The organism is Pararhizobium sp. DWP3-4, from assembly GCF_049898205.1.
Taxonomy (GTDB): Bacteria; Pseudomonadota; Alphaproteobacteria; order Rhizobiales; family Rhizobiaceae; genus Pararhizobium.
The window spans coordinates 635,905-651,196 of record NZ_JAFCXF010000001.1 but is presented as its reverse complement, the minus strand read 5'-3'; the positions used below and the strand labels follow the sequence as shown (position 1 = coordinate 651,196).

The following is a 15,292-nucleotide window of genomic DNA, read 5'->3' as shown; positions in this document are numbered from 1 at the left end:
CTATTCCATCAAACCAGTGCACGGCCCTTGGCGTCGATCGCATTGGCGACCGCTTCGTCCGTGGCTTCGTCCGGCAAAAGCATCTCGTTATGGGCCTTGCCCGACGGGATCATCGGGAAGCAGTTGGCGAGATTGGCGACGCGGCAATCGAAGATGACCGGCGCCGGGCTGTCGATCATCCGCTGGATGGCAGCATCGAGATCAGCAGGCTTGTCGCAGCGGATGCCGACACCGCCATAGGCCTCTGCCAGCTTGACGAAATCGGGCATGGCTTCGGTGTAGGAGTTGGACAGGCGGTTGCCGTGCAGCAACTGCTGCCATTGGCGGACCATGCCCATATACTGGTTGTTGAGGATGAAAATCTTGACCGGCAGGTTATGCTGCACGGCGCAGGACATTTCCTGAATGCACATCTGGATCGAGGCGTCGCCGGCAATGTCGATGACGAGGGCATCCGGATGGGCGACCTGAACGCCGATCGCCGCCGGGAAGCCGTAGCCCATGGTGCCGAGGCCGCCCGAGGTCATCCAGCGGTTCGGCTGCTCGAAACCATAGAACTGCGCCGCCCACATCTGGTGCTGGCCGACTTCGGTGGTGATGTAGGTGTCGCGATGCTTGGTCAACTCATACAGGCGCTGGATGGCATATTGCGGCATGATGACGTCGTCGTTCATCTTGTAGGCGAGCGAGTGGCGAGCCCGCCAGCGCACGATACCTTCCCACCATTCGGCCAGACGTGCCTTGTCGGCATCCTTGGCCGAAGCCCGCCAGACGCGCACCATGTCTTCCAGAACATTGCCGATATCGCCGATGACCGGAACATCGACGCGAACGGTCTTGTTGATCGACGACGGATCGATGTCGATATGGATTTTCTTGGAGTTCGGCGAAAAGGCGTTGAGGCGGCCGGTGATGCGGTCGTCGAAGCGGGCGCCGATGCAGACCATGACGTCGCAATCGTGCATGGCCATATTGGCCTCGTACGTGCCGTGCATGCCGAGCATGCCGAGCCAGTTCTTACCCGATGCCGGATAGGCACCTAGCCCCATCAGCGTCGAGGTGATCGGAAAATTGGTCAGCTCGACCAGTTCGCGCAGCAGTTTTGATGCTTCCGGGCCGGAATTGATGACGCCGCCGCCGGAATAGATGACCGGGCGGCGGGCAGTTTTCATCAGCTCGATCGCCTGCTCGATCTGGCGCATGTCGCCCTGCAGCTTCGGCTGATAGCTTTTCTGGACCTTCGAGGCCGATGGCGGCGTGTAGGTGCCGGTGGCGAACTGAACATCCTTCGGAATATCGACGACAACCGGTCCAGGACGGCCTGACTGGGCGATGCGGAACGCTTCATGAATGATGCTGGCCAGTTCGTTGACGTCCTTGACCAGCCAGTTGTGCTTGGTGCAGGGCCGCGTGATGCCGACAGTGTCGCATTCCTGGAAAGCGTCGGAACCGATCAGCGACGTCGGAACCTGGCCGGTCAGGCAAACCAGCGGAATGCTGTCCATCAGCGCATCCTGCAGCGGCGTCACGGCATTGGTCGCACCCGGACCGGAGGTGACCAGCATGACCCCGACCTTGCCGGTCGAGCGAGCATAACCTTCGGCCATATGGCCGGCGCCCTGCTCGTGGCGGACCAGGATGTGCTGGATATCGTCCTGCTGGAAGATTTCGTCATAGATCGGCAGAACGGCACCGCCCGGATAACCGAAAATATGCTCCACACCATTGTCCCTCAGTGCCTGAAGAACAATTTCCGCCCCAGTCATGCGATTGTCCTGCATCTGGTTTGCTTCCGTCTGGTTGTCTGTACCGCTCATTGGCCTGTTTCCGTCCATGTTCGCGTTTTGGCTGTATCGTGTTTGAAGGCATAAAAAAAGGCCCCTCGAGGGCCTGGCGTTTTGCGCATGGGTGGCTATCGCCGGATGGTTACACCATCCTGCCCATGCGCCGTCCCACCACAAGAATAACTACGATATTGATCATGGGCGGGATTGATAAACAGAAATGTCCGCTCCGTCAACGTCTTTCCCGAAAACAACCAGAGCGAGCTTAATTCAACAAAACACGCTCAAGTCCGTGAAACAACTTGTTAAATCCCATCCGGTAATATGGAGCATTCGTGGCCAGGGGTTTCCTATTGCTAAACAATGAGCTCCATTCTTCGATCAGCGCCGCAGAGCAGGATCGACGGGATACCCTGAAACGGGGCAACCGATTTCTCGGCCGTGTCGTTGCGTGCAGCGGTTCGCGGGCGACGATTGCAGCCATTGCCGAAAATGGCGAAACCTCGCTGACCGAATTATGGTCCGTCGGCAGGCTTATTTCCATCACGGTCGGCGAAAACCGCGTCGTCGCTCTGGTCTATTCGATGCAGACAGCCACCAACGAATGGGGCGAAGAGCTCGACAACACGTTCCGCATCGAAGTGGAGCTGATGGGCGAAGTCCATCTCAGCCCGAGCGGCCGCGAAGAATTCTCCGCCGGCATTACCCAGTACCCCTATCTCGGCGCCATTGCCCACCGGATCCGCTCTGCCGACCTTGCCCGCATCTACGATACCGGCAAGAACGACACCTGCGTCATCGGCAAGCTGACCCAGGATGAGAGCCTCGACGCCAGCATCCATGTGCCCTCGATGCTGTCGAAGCATTTTGCCATTGTCGGCACCACCGGCGTCGGCAAATCCACTGCCGTCAGCCTGCTGTTGCACAAGGCCATCGCCTCCGATCCAAAGCTACGCGTGCTGATCCTCGATCCGCACAATGAATTCGCCGCCGCCTTTCCCGATATCGCCGTCGTCATCGACACCGACAATCTTGATTTGCCCTTCTGGCTGATGAAGCTTGAAGAATTCGCCGAGGTCATTTTCCGCGGCCGACCGCCGGTCCCGGAAGAACTCGACATCCTTCGTGATGTCATTCCGGAAGCCAAACGAGCTTTCAAGGGGTCCGCAGACTCAGGATTGGCGCGCCGCACCAGCGAGAAAAGCTCGATTACCGCCGACACGCCGGTTCCCTACCGCATGGCCGATCTGCTGGCGATGATCGACGAACGCATCGGCCGCCTGGAAGGCCGCAATGACAAGCCGCATCTGCGGTCGCTGAAGGTGAAAGTGATCGGTGCCATCAACGATCCGCGCTACAATTTCATGTTCTCGTCGAACACGATCACCGATACCATTCTGGAGACGATCGCCAAGATCTTCCGCATTCCCGGAGATGGCAGGCCGATCACGACGTTCCAGCTCGCCGGCATTCCATCCGAGGTCGTCAATTCGGTGGCGTCCGTACTCTGCCGCATGGCGTTTGAAATCGCCCTGTGGAGCAATGGCGGCGTGCACATGCTGGTGGTCTGCGAAGAAGCGCACCGCTATGTTCCGGCCGATGCCAGCCTCGGCTTCGTGCCGACCCGCCAGGCGATCGCCCGCATCGCCAAGGAAGGCCGTAAATACGGCGTTTCGCTGGGGATCATCACCCAGCGGCCCGGCGAACTGGATCCGACAATCCTGTCGCAATGCTCGACGGTCTTTGCCATGCGGCTTTCCAACGACCGCGACCAGGAAATCATTCGCTCGGCGATCCCCAATTCGTCGATTTCGACCACCAGCTTCATTTCTTCGATCGGCAATGGCGAGGCGATTGCCTTCGGCGAGGCCGTGGCTGTACCGATGCGCATGCGCTTTACCCGCATCGAGGAGAAAAATCTGCCGAAAGCGAACGGCATTGGTGTCAAGATAACGGATGAAACACCGGACACCGTCGATCTGCGCAATGTCGTCTCGCGTATGCGCGCGATGAACGGCCCGGACATTTCCAGCTTTCAGAACGCCTATACCGCAAGCCTCGGTGGGTCTGATGGCAATGGTGCCGGGACTGAAGAGAAATACAGCGACGACATCGGGTTTGGCCGGGAAAATCCGGACATTGCGGACGAGAGCTTTGATGCGGCCGCCGAGCCTTACAATCCGGCCATGCTACCGCGGGTGGAGCCACCCAACCCGCAGCTCGAGCGGTTCAACCAGATCCGCAGCCAGCTGATGTCTGACGAGCAGGGCGGACCACCCCGGCCGGATCCCTACCGGACCCCGCCGCGCACCCCGCCAAGCTTCTCTCAATCCGGCACCGACCAACCCCGGCCGTCTTTGCGCGAGAGCCTGCTGAAAAAGCCGCTGAGCAGCATCATCCGCAAGTAGTTCAGGATATCGGCTGCCTCAGGCGTTTGCCGGGTCTAAGCGCAGCCAGCTTTCATCCAGTTGATTGCGAAACCAGGTCATCTGCCGCTTGGCATATTGCCGTGTGGCCGCCGACGACGTTTCGATCACCTCGGCTTTGCTCATCGTGCCGGACAGCATAGCGGCAATCTGTGGCACGCCGATCGCCTTCATCGCCGGCATTTCCGGCTTGAGGTCGAGGGACAGGAGAGCCTTCACCTCCTCGACAGCGCCACTTTCCAGCATCCCGGCAAACCGCTGGTCGATCCGCTGGCGCAGCAGCGCCCGGTCCGGCAGCACGACGATTTTCATGGCGCAATCAGGATCGACAGCGACAGGACCTTGGCGCGCCTGAAAGATGCGGATGGACTGGCCGGTCGCCTCGAATATTTCCAGCGCGCGCGCGATGCGCTGCCCATCGCCGGGCCGCAGGATTGCAGCGGTTTCCGGATCCTTGTCCGACAGGCTCGCATGCAGGGCTTCGGCCCCCTCGGCCAGCAAGCGGCCCCGTACCGCGTCGCGTATCGCAGCAGGTACGGCCGGCATGTCCGACAGCCCGCCGGTCAGCGCCTTGAAATAGAGCCCGGTGCCCCCGACGAACACAGGGATACGCCCTTCGCTACGTACGGTTTCCAGTACCGCCACCGCGTCACGGAACCATTCGCCGGTCGAATAGTGCCGCGAGGCCGGCACATGGCCATAGAGATGATGCACAACGCCCTGCATGTCGGCCTCGGACGGGCGCGCGGTCAGCACATGCAGGGTGTCATAGACCTGCATGCTGTCGGCATTAACAACCACGCCATTGTGCTGTTTCGCCAGCGCGACGGCGAGAGCGGACTTGCCGCTGGCAGTCGGCCCGGTTATCAGGATTGCGTCCTGTCCAATCTCAAGGTTTTTCATCATGGCCTTCGTTGCCACGCTTGTTGCCAATCCGTCAAATCCCGTGCTGACCACAACGCTCGCCGAGGAGGCCGCAGCCGCAGTCGACGCATCCGGCCTCTATTGGCTGGCCGACGGCGTCGCCTGCGATATCGCGCTCAAGGACGGCGCCAATCCGGACTGGCAGGAAGCGCTGCTGCGGGGCGTCATCGGCGATGCCCCTATCGATGTCATCGTCCAGAACGCCGAGACGCGCCGCAAGAAACTGCTGATCGCCGATATGGACTCCACCATAATCGGTCAGGAATGCATTGACGAACTTGCCGCCGAAGTCGGCCTGAAGGACAAGGTCGCCGCGATCACCGCCCGGGCGATGAACGGCGAGATCGCCTTCGAGCCGGCCCTGACCGAGCGCGTCGCCTTGCTCAAGGGCCTGCCGCTCAGCGTCGTCGGCGCGGTCATCGAAAAACGTATCACCCTGACCCCCGGCGGCCCTGAACTGGTCGCGACCATGAAGGCAAAGGGCTACTACACCGCCCTGGTCTCCGGCGGCTTTACCGTCTTCACCGGTCCGATTGCCGCGACACTCGGCTTCGATGAAAACCGCGCCAACATCCTGCTGGAAAAAGACGGCCATCTGACTGGTGCCGTCGCAGAACCGATCCTCGGCAAGCAGGCCAAGGTGGACGCACTGGTCGAGATCACCACACGGCTGGGCATTTCGACCGCGGACGCCCTTGCGGTCGGAGATGGCGCGAACGATCTCGGCATGCTGCATCTGGCAGGCGCCGGCGTTGCGCTGCATGCCAAGCCGATGGTCTCGGCGCAGGTCAAGATCCGCATCGATCACGCCGACCTCACAGCCCTGCTCTATATCCAGGGCTACCGCAAGACGGATTTCGTCCGGTGATCATTTTGGAAACAGAGCGCCTGCGCATCCGCAACTGGCTGGAAACGGACCGGCCCCTTTTTGCCGAAATCAACGCCGATCCGAAGGTGATGGAATTCTTTCCCCGCCGGCGCCCGCGCGAAGAAGCCGATGCCCTGATGGACGGGGTTCGGCGGCGGATCAAGGAGACCGGACTTGGTTTTTTCGCGCTGGCATTGAAGGACACCGATGAGCCGATCGGTTTTCTCGGCCTTGCCCGCACCGATCTTGAACCCTTCCTACCGGACGGCACGGTGGAGATCGGCTGGCGGCTGGCCGTCCGCTTCTGGCGCCAGGGGTTTGTCACCGAGGCTGGGCAAGCGATGCTCCGGCATGGCTTCGAAAAGCACCGCCTTGCGGAAATCGTCTCCTTCGCAGTGGAGAACAATGCGCGCTCGACGGCCGTGATGACACGCATCGGCCTGCGCTACGATCCGTCCCGCGACTTCGAGCATCCACGGGTGCCGGATACGACGCCGCATCTCAAGCATCACGTCGTCTATGCGCTCAGCCGTGAGGAATGGCTGACCCGATAAAGGCGGACTTTTCAGCCCGCCTTCCAATCCGTCATCGCCTTCAGACGAAAAACTACTCCATCCGCACCGTGACAAATCGCAGTTCGCCGGTCTTGTTGGCGATCATCAAAAGCGCATTGCGCCGGCCGTCCGCCTTCAGTTCCTCGATCCGGGCCGAGACATCCTCCGGCGTCTTCATCGCTTCCTGGCCGATCTCGACGATCACGTCGCCGGATGCGATCCGCCGTTCGGCAGCGGCCGATTGCGGCTGGACCTCGGCGATGACGACCCCTTCGACATCCTCGGAAATTCCATAGGTCTTGCGGCTATCGGCATCGAGCATGGCAAGCTTCATGCCGAGCACCACATCGGATGCCGGCAATTCGGCAGCCGGAGGCTCGGCCTGGTCGGTGCCCTCGTCAGCCTGAGGGGTCTTTGCCGCCTCTGCCTCGGCCAGGTTTTCTCCGTCTTCGAGACGGCCGAGCGTCACCTTGACGGTCATTTCCTTGCCGTCGCGCACGATCACCACATCGACGGCCTTGCCGACCGGGCTTTCGGCGACCACGCGCGGCAGATCGCGCATCTCGACGACATCCCGGCCATCGAACTTGAGGATCACGTCGCCCGTCTTGATCTCGCCGCCATCGACCGGACCGCCCTTGATGATCCCGGCGACGAGCGCGCCCTTCGGCGTGTCCATCTTCAGGCTTTCGGCAATATCGCCCGTCACCGGCTGAATGCGCACGCCAAGCCAGCCGCGATGGGTCTCGCCGAATTCCCTCAGCTGGGAAATGACGTTGCTGGCAAGTTCCGTCGGAACCGAGAAGCCGATGCCGATCGAGCCGCCGGTGGGCGAAATGATCGCCGTGTTGATGCCGATGACCTCACCCTTCATATTGAAGAGCGGGCCGCCGGAATTGCCCTTGTTGATCGCAGCATCTGTCTGGATGAAATTGTCATAGGGGCCGGCATTGATGTTGCGGCCGCGCGCCGAAATGATACCGACCGTCACCGTACCGCCGAGACCGAACGGATTGCCGATCGCCATCACCCAGTCACCGATCCGCATCTGCCTGGAATCACCGATCGGAACCGCTGTCAAAGGCTTCTTCGGTTCGACCTTCAGCACGGCAAGGTCGGTCTTGGTATCCGTGCCGATCAGCTTGGCCTTGAGCTTGGTGCCGTTGGCGAAATTGATCTCGATATCGTCGGCACCTTCGATCACGTGATTGTTGGTGACGATGATGCCTGAGGGATCGATGACGAAGCCGGAACCAAGCGAATCGACGGTGCGCTGGCGGCTGCCGCCCTCGCCGCCCTTGCCCTTGAAAAACTCGTCGAAGAAATCCTGGAACGGCGATCCCTCCGGCACCTGCGGCATCGGTGCCTCGTCGTCGTTTTTCACCTTCTGCGAGGTCGAGATATTGACGACCGCATCGAGCAGGCCGGCAGCGAGATCGGCAACCGATTCCGGACCCTGCTGTGTCTGCAACGGTGCCTTGGTCTGCGCATGCGCCACGGACGACAGCACCGGTACCGCATTCATCAGCAGCGTAGCACTTGCAGCGAACGTGACGGACCGGAAGAAGGAAGCGCGGATGGACAAGCCCATGGGGTCCTCTCGATTTGGGAAGGCAGGCCGCTAAGACCGACCGGCAAAAAAGTGTTCGTCATATGGACGGTCACAACTGCAAGGCTGGCTTTGCGTCAACCTCCATGCCGTGCAAGGTGGCGTAGAATCTGTTCGAAGATAAGGCGGATTTGGAACGCGTCCAGTCATCTTTTCGTCAGCGTCTCAAGGTCCGCCTGGGCCAGTCCCTCAATTCATCAGTTCGTGACCATGCGCCTTCAACGCCGCCAGGGCCTTGTCGAGGTCGGAGCCGATGATGAAGATGTAATCGGTGCTGAAGGTGGAATTGGCGAAGATGCCGACGCCGGCCTCGGAAAGCGGGTTCAGCACGGAGGCGAGAATGCCGGGAATATCGAGAGTGAAATGCTGTTCGATGCGGAAACAGCGCCAGCCGCCGGACGACTGGATATTGGAGGGGATGCGCGCCGCCCGGCAGACAAGCGTCATCTCCTCGCGCGAACTGGAAACGGCCCAGAAGCCGGCGCCCGGTAGCCAATCGGGTAGCGGCGTTCCGATTTTGAGCCTCGTGATCGCATATTCTGCGTCCACCAATCGAATGAGCAATTTATGTGTCATGTCCTATCCTCGCACCATCCAGACAAGTGCGACGCCGATGACGACGGAAACGAGCCCGAACAGCCGCAACTGTTGCTCTGGTATATGGGGCAAACGCTTTGCCATTTCCACCAAAACCAAAGGGGCCAGTGCGTACACTAGCCCCTCGATGATCAGGAAAAAAGCAATTCCCGTCAGAAAGTCACTCATTTCGCTGATCAGTTTCCTGCAGCGGGCTGAGTGTCGGCCGGAGCGGGTGCACCATCCGAACTGTTGAAATAACGGAAGAATTCCGAGTCCGGCGACAACACGAGCGTGGTGTCAGGGCTTCCGATCGCCTGTTCATAGGCCGTCATCGAGCGGTAGAACTCGAAGAACTTCGGATCGCGGGAAAAAGCATCGGCAAACACGCTGGTCCGCTCGGCTTCGCCTTCACCGCGCAGGATTTCCGAATCACGCTGCGCTTCGGCAACGAACTCGACAACCTGACGGTCGGCGACGGCGCGGCGGGTCTGGCCCTTTTCGTTACCACGGGCACGGATCAGTTCGGCTTCCGCCAAACGCTCCGCCTTCATCCGCTCGAACGTCTGCTGCGAGACTTCCTGCGTCAGGTCGGTGCGCTGGATGCGGACATCCTCGATGTTGAGGCCGAGCGATTCGGCGTCTGTCTTCAGGTCGGCCCGGACTTCGCGCATCATCGATGCACGTTCTTCGGAAAGCGCCGATTCGAAACCACGCAGACCGTAGACCCGGCGCAACGAAGCATCGAGACGGGTGCGAAGGCGCGATTCGGCCGAAGCGCGATCACCGGATACCGTTTCGCGGAAGCGGCGGGCATCGGCGATCTTGTAGACGACGAAAGCGTCGACTTCATAGAACTTGCCGCCGGAGACCTGAACGCGGATATTGTCGAGGTCGAAGCGCAGGGCCTGCTTTTCGACATATTGGACGCGGTCGGCATCCATAAATGCGAACGGCAGCTTGAAATAGAGCCCCGGTTCGGTCTTGACGTCCTTGATCTGACCGAAACGCACGACAATTGCCTGCTGGCGCTGGTTGACGATGAACACGGAGGAATAGACCGCCATCAGCACGAGCGCGAGGCCAATGAGGATATAGGGAAGACGATTGGTCATTACTGGGCCCCTCCCGACTGCGCGGGCTTGCCGATTTCATTGAGCGGCAGATAAGGCATGACGCCCTGGCCGTTCTTCTCGTCGAGAATGACCTTCTTGGACTTGCCGAGAACACCCTGCATCGTTTCGAGATAGAGCCGCTTGCGCGTCACATCGGGGGCCTTGGAATAGGCGTCGTAAACCGAGATGAAGCGCTGCGCCTCACCCTGTGCTTCCTTGACGACACGCCCCTTGTAAGCGGCCGCTTCTTCGCGCAACTGGGCTGCCTGACCACGGGCCTTACCGAGAACCTGGTTGGCATACTGGTTGGCTTCCTCGACGAACCGGTCTTCGTCCTGCTCGGCACGCTGTACTTCGTCGAACGCATCTGCCACTTCGCGCGGCGGTGCTGCATCCTCGATAGCAACCGTGTTGACGGAGACGCCGGCACCATAGGCATCCATCGTCGCCTGGATCGTGGTCTTCACGTCGGCAGCGATCGCCTGACGATTGTCGCGGAAGATGTCCTGTGCGGGACGACGTCCGACGACTTCGCGCATGGCACTTTCGGCAACCTGCTGCAGCGTGTCGGACGGATCCTCGACGTTGAAGAGATACGCCTTCGGATCGGTCACGGAAAACAGCACGGAAAACTGAACATTGACGATGTTCTGGTCGCCAGACAGCATCAGGCCGCTGCCGGCCTGATCGCCAACGCCTGCCCTGTTGCCGATATTCTGCTGCTGCTCGGTGATCTTGACCATCTCGACCGTTTCAAGCGGCCAGAAGTGGTAGTGCAGACCCGGCATGGAAATCTCGTCCTTCGGCTTGCCGAAACGCATCTCGACGCCGCGCTCGTCCGGCTGGACGGTGTAGATCGAATTCATCAGGACGAAGCCGACGATCAGAAGGCCGATGATCGCAACGACACCGCCGTTGAAACCGCCCGGAACCACACTTTTCAGCTGGTCTTGACCCCGGCGGAAGATTTCCTCGAGATCTGGAGGACCGCCATTGCCACGGCCACCGCCGCCGCCACGCGGCCGGTTCGGCCCCTGGCCCCAAGGACCCTTGTTATCACCGCCGCCGCCGCCCCAAGGACCACCGCCGCCGCCGTTCTGATTGCTCCAGGGCATTCATACCTCTTCTATAGAAAAATTCCGAGATCAATGCCCCCCGGACGTGCCGCGAGCCATGATGTGAACCCGTTATAGGTATGTCCAGAACGGCTTTCAACGCGATGCATCCAACTTCACCGTAAATCCGGCAAAATAGTTAGCATTGCTCAGCTTTTCCGCCGCCAGGTCGAAAAATGCATGGCGTGACTGTCCTTCTCGCCTCGCGGCAGGGGTTCGTCGACGATCTTTTCGAAAACAGCGGGATCGATCACGGGAAACCGGGTATCGCCTTCGATCTCGGCGGCAACCGTCGTGACATGCAGGAGATCGGCAAGATCGATCGCCTGACGGTAGATTTCGCCACCGCCGATTACGCAAACCTCATCGACGCCGAGCTCGGCGGCCGATCTGCGCGCTTCAACCAGCGCCGCCTCCAGAGATTGAACGGCAATAGCCCCTTCCGCTGCGAAATGCGCATCCCGGCTGACGACGATATTGGGACGGCCCGGAAGCGGGCGTCCGATCGAGGCCCAGGTTTTTCGCCCCATGATCACCGGTTTTCCGAGCGTCAGCGCCTTGAACCGCTTGAGGTCGCTGGGCAGATGCCACGGCAGGCCGCCGTCCCTGCCGATCACGCCATTGGCGGAGACCGCGACGACAATGCTCATTTTCGGCTCAGTCATGAAATCCATCCGGCTTGACGTCGATCGCGCTGGCACGAGCAAGCGCCGGACGTGCAATCATCGACTGCACATATTCATCGACCACCGGACTGTCCGGCAACAGCTTGCGCATCCATGTCAGCGCGCTGACCAGCAGGAGATCGACGGCGCTGACCGTGTTGCCCAGAAGAAACGGCTGTTTGGTCAGCGTCTCGACCACATGCATGCACATGTCCTCGTACACCTTCAAAAGGGCAGGATTGGCGGCAGCGACGCCCGACAGGAAGGCACTACCGGACGGCTCTATCACGCCGGCATAATAGGCAAGCCAGGACAGATAGGCACCGCGTTCCGGATGCCCCGGCGGGCGGCCCAGTTCCGACTCCTGATAAAGTTCGACCAGGTACTGGGTGACGGCGGTGGACTCGGTGATCAGCGCGCCATTGTGCAGAAGCGCCGGAACCTGCTTGTGCGGATGCGGATTGTTTTCGTCCGGTCCGCCCGAGCCATCCCAGCGGCGGATGGAGACATAGCGGATCTCATACTCCGCCCCCAATTCCTCGAGCAGCCAGATGATTCGCGATGAGCGCGACCGCGGCGCATGGATCAACGTCAGCATGGGGTCCTCCTCGACCGTTCAACCTCAGGTCATCCTGTGCCGTGACAGTGTCATCATTGCGGTTACACCGCAACCGGTGCCTTGATATGTGAATCGGGTTCGTATCCGACGAGCTCAAAGTCTTCGAAACGAAAGGAAAACAGGTCTTTTACATCCGGATTGATGATCATCCTCGGCAATGCCTTCGGCGTGCGGGCCAACTGCTCGCGGACCTGGGCGAAATGATTGTGATAGATATGCGTGTCGCCGAACGTATGGACGAAATCGCCGGGGTGAAGATCACAGACCTGCGCCACCATCAGGGTCAACAGCGCATAGGAGGCGATATTGAAGGGCACGCCCAGGAATACGTCGCCGGAGCGCTGATAGAGTTGGCAGGACAGTTTTCCGTCCGACACATAGAACTGGAACAGGCAATGGCAAGGCGGCAGCGCCATCTCGTCGATCAGCGCCGGGTTCCAGGCAGAAACGATATGACGGCGCGAGTTGGGGTTTTTCTTCAGCCCCTCGATAAGGGCGACGATCTGATCGAGATGCCGGCCGTCATGGGTCGGCCAAGAGCGCCACTGGTAGCCATAGACCGGCCCGAGATCGCCGTTGGCGTCGGCCCATTCATCCCAGATGTGAACGCCGTTTTCCTTGAGATAGGCGATATTGGTATCGCCCTTCAGGAACCAGAGCAGTTCATGGATGATCGACTTGAGGTGCAGTTTCTTCGTCGTCAGGACCGGAAAGCCATCGCCGAGATTGAAACGCATCTGATGACCGAAGACAGATCGCGTACCGGTGCCGGTGCGGTCGCCGCGGTCCGAGCCTGTCTCCATGACATGGCGCAAGAGGTCGAGATACTGTTTCATAGGGTCCGCCGCCGATTCGTTTGGGGTAAAATAGGCGCAAGGCGGCGGCGAACCAATCGGTAAATCCTGGGTTTCCCCAAGCTCGACTTCAAATGCCGCGAATGATCAGAGCACCGCCAGCTTGTCGAGATGTTTGGCCACCAGGTAGTAGAAAGTCACACGCGACTTCGAACGATCCCCAGCCATTGTCTTGGCAACCGCATTAACGGCTGCGTCGGCGTCCGGTCCGGTGACGCCGAGCTTCTTGCCACACCATTTTTCCTTGACCCGGTCGAGTTCCGTCGGGTCGGAGGCGGAGACGAGCGCGGAATCCTTGTTGCGCAATGCGATGCCCAGATGCTTGACGATTTTGTTCACTGCGGCCTCATCGGCGGCGTCATCGTATTTTTTCACATCTGCGAGATAATCCGTCATGGTGTCTCCTCACACGGTTTGGCTTCACGCCCGCACTCTTCCTGATGAAAGATACGCAACACGAGTTTTTTCACGCTTGGCGAGCATGTCAAGAGCCATCCGGACCCGATGCGTGTGAAGCCTTATTGTATTTTCGCAAAGGCCCTTTTCTTGGCGCAGTTTAGGACCTATATGACAGTTGCCGTCTTCGGGCGGCTATGGTGATAAACAGGCGATGAAATAAACCTATTGGACCCGGGGGCGGTACCCGGCGCCTCCACCAAAAACCGGTCGGCCGTGACTTACATGTCAGGAAAGACGGACCGGCTTTTGATGGGGGCGAAATAGGATCGACAAGGGTGTAAAGATCGACTTTTTGCTCGGCATTGTACCACCGTTATCGGGCTAAAATTGTAGTTGCAAACGACAACTATGCGGAAGCTCGTCTCGCTGCTTAATCGCAGTGTGACACTTCAAATCAAGTCCTTGCGGTTCGCACCGTGAGGCGGGGTTCGGAGGTACCTGGCAACAGAAACCTCCACTTCTCCCATCTCCGCACGACCCTCTCCCCATCGACGCCGCCTTCTCGGTTGCCTTGAAATGGTCTATAGATGATGCAAATGACTCGTATGTCGGGACTTTCCTGCGTACAGAGCAAATGGCATAAGTGTGACAGAGTTGAGTTACAAGAAAGACGGGGATCTTATGGGCCAAGACCATATCCGCTACGACATTCTGGCGCAGGATGCGCTTCGCAGCGTCATTCGCAAGGTCCTGATCGAAGTCGCAGCAACCGGCGCCCTTCCCGGTGATCATCATTTCTTCATCACATTCCTGACCGGCGCGCCTGGCGTGCGCATTTCCCAGCATCTGAAGGCCAAATATGCCGAGCAGATGACGATCGTCGTGCAGCACCAGTTCTGGGACCTGAAGGTCACCGAAACGCTGTTCGAAATCGGCCTTTCTTTCTCCGATACGCCGGAAAAACTGGTTATCCCGTTCAACGCCATTCGCGGCTTCTACGATCCGTCCGTCAATTTCGAGCTTGAGTTCGATGTCGCGGCCTTTGACGAGGAAGAAACCGCCGAAATCACCGCTTATCCGGTCGCCGCAGTGGAAAAGTCCGACGACCAGGACACCGAAGCCAAAACCGGCGACAATGGCAAGACCGGCGATGATGGCAAGAAGGAAGGCGGCTCGGTGGTGTCACTGGATTCCTTCCGCAAGAAGAACTGAAACTCCAACTGCAGACAGGCTCATCATGACCGGCGACGTCGTCAATCTCCGTCAGTTCCGCAAGCAGAAGGCGCGGACGGAGAAGGACAAGGCCGCGGATCAGAACCGTATCTCCTTCGGCCGGACGAAGGTCGAAAAACAGCTGACCAAGGCGCTCAACGACAAGGCCGGCAAAGCCCTCGACCATGGCAAGCGCGAGACGCCACCGGATAAGCGCCCCTGAGGTCCTCAGGCGCCCCTCGATCTCCAACGAAATCAATAGATAAGCCCAATCTCCGGAATCGCTTTCAAAGAAGGGTGATTCATTTTCTGAGGCGACATCGTGATCCGCAAGCATTCTGCGACCCTGCACGGTCATCGCACCAGCTTTTCGCTGGAGGAACCGTTCTGGCAGGAGTTGAAGGTAATTGCAGAAGGCCGGCAGATGCCGCTCGCACAACTCATTGCACAGATCGATGACGCCCGCCCGGCCGATAGCAACCTGTCCTCGGCACTCAGGGTGTACGTGCTGAACTGGATCAAGGCCGCTAAAACGTGAACCGGCCTGGATGCCGCGACCGCCTTCACCTAGC

At 59.7% G+C, this 15,292-nt stretch carries 17 protein-coding genes and 1 other RNA gene; 7 read left to right on the top strand and 11 right to left on the bottom strand.

The window, feature by feature from the left end; genetic code table 11:
* Nucleotides 1–8: 8 nt before the first annotated feature.
* On the bottom strand, nucleotides 9–1,817 hold the full coding sequence (locus ACP7E6_RS03020; RefSeq protein WP_426227765.1) for an acetolactate synthase 3 large subunit: 1,809 nt from the start codon (nucleotides 1,815–1,817) through the stop codon (nucleotides 9–11).
* A 320-nt stretch (nucleotides 1,818–2,137) separates the two neighbouring features.
* Here ACP7E6_RS03020 and ACP7E6_RS03015 point away from each other — a divergent pair, with 320 nt between their 5' ends.
* A complete protein-coding gene (locus ACP7E6_RS03015) occupies nucleotides 2,138–4,192 on the top strand; it encodes an ATP-binding protein (protein WP_426228528.1) in 2,055 nt (684 codons plus the stop codon).
* 18 nt (nucleotides 4,193–4,210) lie between these two features.
* Here the strand turns inward: ACP7E6_RS03015 and miaA are convergent, their stop codons facing one another.
* The gene (gene miaA / locus ACP7E6_RS03010; RefSeq protein WP_426227763.1) at nucleotides 4,211–5,116 is read right to left on the bottom strand and encodes a tRNA (adenosine(37)-N6)-dimethylallyltransferase MiaA; all 906 of its coding nucleotides are present in this window, start codon (nucleotides 5,114–5,116) and stop codon (nucleotides 4,211–4,213) included.
* Here miaA and serB point away from each other — a divergent pair.
* Nucleotides 5,115–6,002: a phosphoserine phosphatase SerB gene (serB, locus tag ACP7E6_RS03005; RefSeq protein ID WP_426227761.1), complete on the top strand. Its 888-nt coding sequence runs from the start codon at nucleotides 5,115–5,117 to the stop codon at nucleotides 6,000–6,002. The two genes, miaA and serB, sit on opposite strands and share 2 nt — an antisense overlap.
* On the top strand, nucleotides 5,999–6,556 hold the full coding sequence (locus ACP7E6_RS03000) for a GNAT family N-acetyltransferase (protein ID WP_426227759.1): 558 nt from the start codon (nucleotides 5,999–6,001) through the stop codon (nucleotides 6,554–6,556). Before serB ends, ACP7E6_RS03000 begins: the two co-directional genes overlap by 4 nt.
* Nucleotides 6,557–6,608: 52 nt before the next feature.
* On the opposite strand, the gene ACP7E6_RS02995 is transcribed toward ACP7E6_RS03000, so the two are convergent.
* From ACP7E6_RS02995 to ACP7E6_RS02955, 9 genes are all read right to left on the bottom strand, one after another.
* Nucleotides 6,609–8,147, bottom strand: a complete 1,539-nt coding sequence (locus ACP7E6_RS02995) for a DegQ family serine endoprotease (protein ID WP_426227757.1) — start codon at nucleotides 8,145–8,147, stop codon at nucleotides 6,609–6,611.
* A 207-nt stretch (nucleotides 8,148–8,354) separates the two neighbouring features.
* Nucleotides 8,355–8,741 (bottom strand): ACT domain-containing protein, encoded by a 387-nt coding sequence (locus ACP7E6_RS02990; RefSeq protein ID WP_426227755.1) that lies wholly within the window; start codon nucleotides 8,739–8,741, stop codon nucleotides 8,355–8,357.
* A gap of 3 nt (nucleotides 8,742–8,744) precedes the next feature.
* On the bottom strand, nucleotides 8,745–8,930 hold the full coding sequence (locus tag ACP7E6_RS02985; protein ID WP_037096230.1) for a DUF2065 domain-containing protein: 186 nt from the start codon (nucleotides 8,928–8,930) through the stop codon (nucleotides 8,745–8,747).
* An 8-nt stretch (nucleotides 8,931–8,938) separates the two neighbouring features.
* Nucleotides 8,939–9,856 (bottom strand): protease modulator HflC, encoded by a 918-nt coding sequence (hflC, locus tag ACP7E6_RS02980; RefSeq protein ID WP_426227753.1) that lies wholly within the window; start codon nucleotides 9,854–9,856, stop codon nucleotides 8,939–8,941.
* Nucleotides 9,856–10,971, bottom strand: a complete 1,116-nt coding sequence (gene hflK, locus ACP7E6_RS02975) for an FtsH protease activity modulator HflK (RefSeq protein WP_426227751.1) — start codon at nucleotides 10,969–10,971, stop codon at nucleotides 9,856–9,858. Before hflK ends, hflC begins: the two co-directional genes overlap by 1 nt.
* Before the next feature lie 149 nt (nucleotides 10,972–11,120).
* A complete protein-coding gene (locus ACP7E6_RS02970; RefSeq protein WP_426227749.1) occupies nucleotides 11,121–11,636 on the bottom strand; it encodes a dihydrofolate reductase in 516 nt (171 codons plus the stop codon).
* On the bottom strand, nucleotides 11,629–12,234 hold the full coding sequence (locus tag ACP7E6_RS02965; protein ID WP_426227747.1) for a glutathione S-transferase family protein: 606 nt from the start codon (nucleotides 12,232–12,234) through the stop codon (nucleotides 11,629–11,631). Before ACP7E6_RS02965 ends, ACP7E6_RS02970 begins: the two co-directional genes overlap by 8 nt.
* A 62-nt stretch (nucleotides 12,235–12,296) precedes the next feature.
* Nucleotides 12,297–13,091, bottom strand: coding sequence for a thymidylate synthase (locus ACP7E6_RS02960; RefSeq protein WP_426227745.1), 795 nt, complete (start codon nucleotides 13,089–13,091; stop codon nucleotides 12,297–12,299).
* 105 nt (nucleotides 13,092–13,196) lie between these two features.
* A complete protein-coding gene (locus tag ACP7E6_RS02955) occupies nucleotides 13,197–13,505 on the bottom strand; it encodes a DUF2853 family protein (protein ID WP_426227743.1) in 309 nt (102 codons plus the stop codon).
* Between the two features lie 141 nt (nucleotides 13,506–13,646).
* On the opposite strand from ACP7E6_RS02955, the gene ssrA reads away from it, so the two are divergent.
* The 4 genes from ssrA (at nucleotide 13,647) to ACP7E6_RS02935 (ending at nucleotide 15,258) form a co-directional block, all read left to right on the top strand.
* Nucleotides 13,647–14,027, top strand: a transfer-messenger RNA (tmRNA) gene (gene ssrA, locus ACP7E6_RS02950).
* A gap of 162 nt (nucleotides 14,028–14,189) precedes the next feature.
* On the top strand, nucleotides 14,190–14,720 hold the full coding sequence (locus tag ACP7E6_RS02945; protein ID WP_426227741.1) for an SspB family protein: 531 nt from the start codon (nucleotides 14,190–14,192) through the stop codon (nucleotides 14,718–14,720).
* A gap of 25 nt (nucleotides 14,721–14,745) precedes the next feature.
* The gene (locus ACP7E6_RS02940; protein WP_426227739.1) at nucleotides 14,746–14,943 is read left to right on the top strand and encodes a DUF4169 family protein; all 198 of its coding nucleotides are present in this window, start codon (nucleotides 14,746–14,748) and stop codon (nucleotides 14,941–14,943) included.
* 99 nt (nucleotides 14,944–15,042) lie between these two features.
* The gene (locus ACP7E6_RS02935) at nucleotides 15,043–15,258 is read left to right on the top strand and encodes a ribbon-helix-helix domain-containing protein (protein WP_426227737.1); all 216 of its coding nucleotides are present in this window, start codon (nucleotides 15,043–15,045) and stop codon (nucleotides 15,256–15,258) included.
* Nucleotides 15,259–15,292: the final 34 nt, after the last annotated feature.

Excerpts from the sequence above, each read along its gene's own strand:
- ACP7E6_RS03020 (WP_426227765.1), bottom strand. The coding sequence starts at position 1,817 with ATGAGCGGTACAGACAACCAGACGGAAGCAAACCAGATGCAGGACAAT.
- serB (WP_426227761.1), top strand. The coding sequence starts at position 5,115 with ATGGCCTTCGTTGCCACGCTTGTTGCCAATCCGTCAAATCCCGTGCTG.
- miaA (WP_426227763.1), bottom strand. The coding sequence starts at position 5,116 with ATGATGAAAAACCTTGAGATTGGACAGGACGCAATCCTGATAACCGGG.
- ACP7E6_RS02995 (WP_426227757.1), bottom strand. The coding sequence starts at position 8,147 with ATGGGCTTGTCCATCCGCGCTTCCTTCTTCCGGTCCGTCACGTTCGCT.
- ACP7E6_RS02990 (WP_426227755.1), bottom strand. The coding sequence starts at position 8,741 with ATGACACATAAATTGCTCATTCGATTGGTGGACGCAGAATATGCGATC.
- ACP7E6_RS02985 (WP_037096230.1), bottom strand. The coding sequence starts at position 8,930 with ATGAGTGACTTTCTGACGGGAATTGCTTTTTTCCTGATCATCGAGGGG.
- hflC (WP_426227753.1), bottom strand. The coding sequence starts at position 9,856 with ATGACCAATCGTCTTCCCTATATCCTCATTGGCCTCGCGCTCGTGCTG.
- hflK (WP_426227751.1), bottom strand. The coding sequence starts at position 10,971 with ATGCCCTGGAGCAATCAGAACGGCGGCGGCGGTGGTCCTTGGGGCGGC.
- ACP7E6_RS02970 (WP_426227749.1), bottom strand. The coding sequence starts at position 11,636 with ATGACTGAGCCGAAAATGAGCATTGTCGTCGCGGTCTCCGCCAATGGC.
- ACP7E6_RS02965 (WP_426227747.1), bottom strand. The coding sequence starts at position 12,234 with ATGCTGACGTTGATCCATGCGCCGCGGTCGCGCTCATCGCGAATCATC.
- ACP7E6_RS02960 (WP_426227745.1), bottom strand. The coding sequence starts at position 13,091 with ATGAAACAGTATCTCGACCTCTTGCGCCATGTCATGGAGACAGGCTCG.
- ACP7E6_RS02955 (WP_426227743.1), bottom strand. The coding sequence starts at position 13,505 with ATGACGGATTATCTCGCAGATGTGAAAAAATACGATGACGCCGCCGAT.
- ACP7E6_RS02945 (WP_426227741.1), top strand. The coding sequence starts at position 14,190 with ATGGGCCAAGACCATATCCGCTACGACATTCTGGCGCAGGATGCGCTT.
- ACP7E6_RS02940 (WP_426227739.1), top strand. The coding sequence starts at position 14,746 with ATGACCGGCGACGTCGTCAATCTCCGTCAGTTCCGCAAGCAGAAGGCG.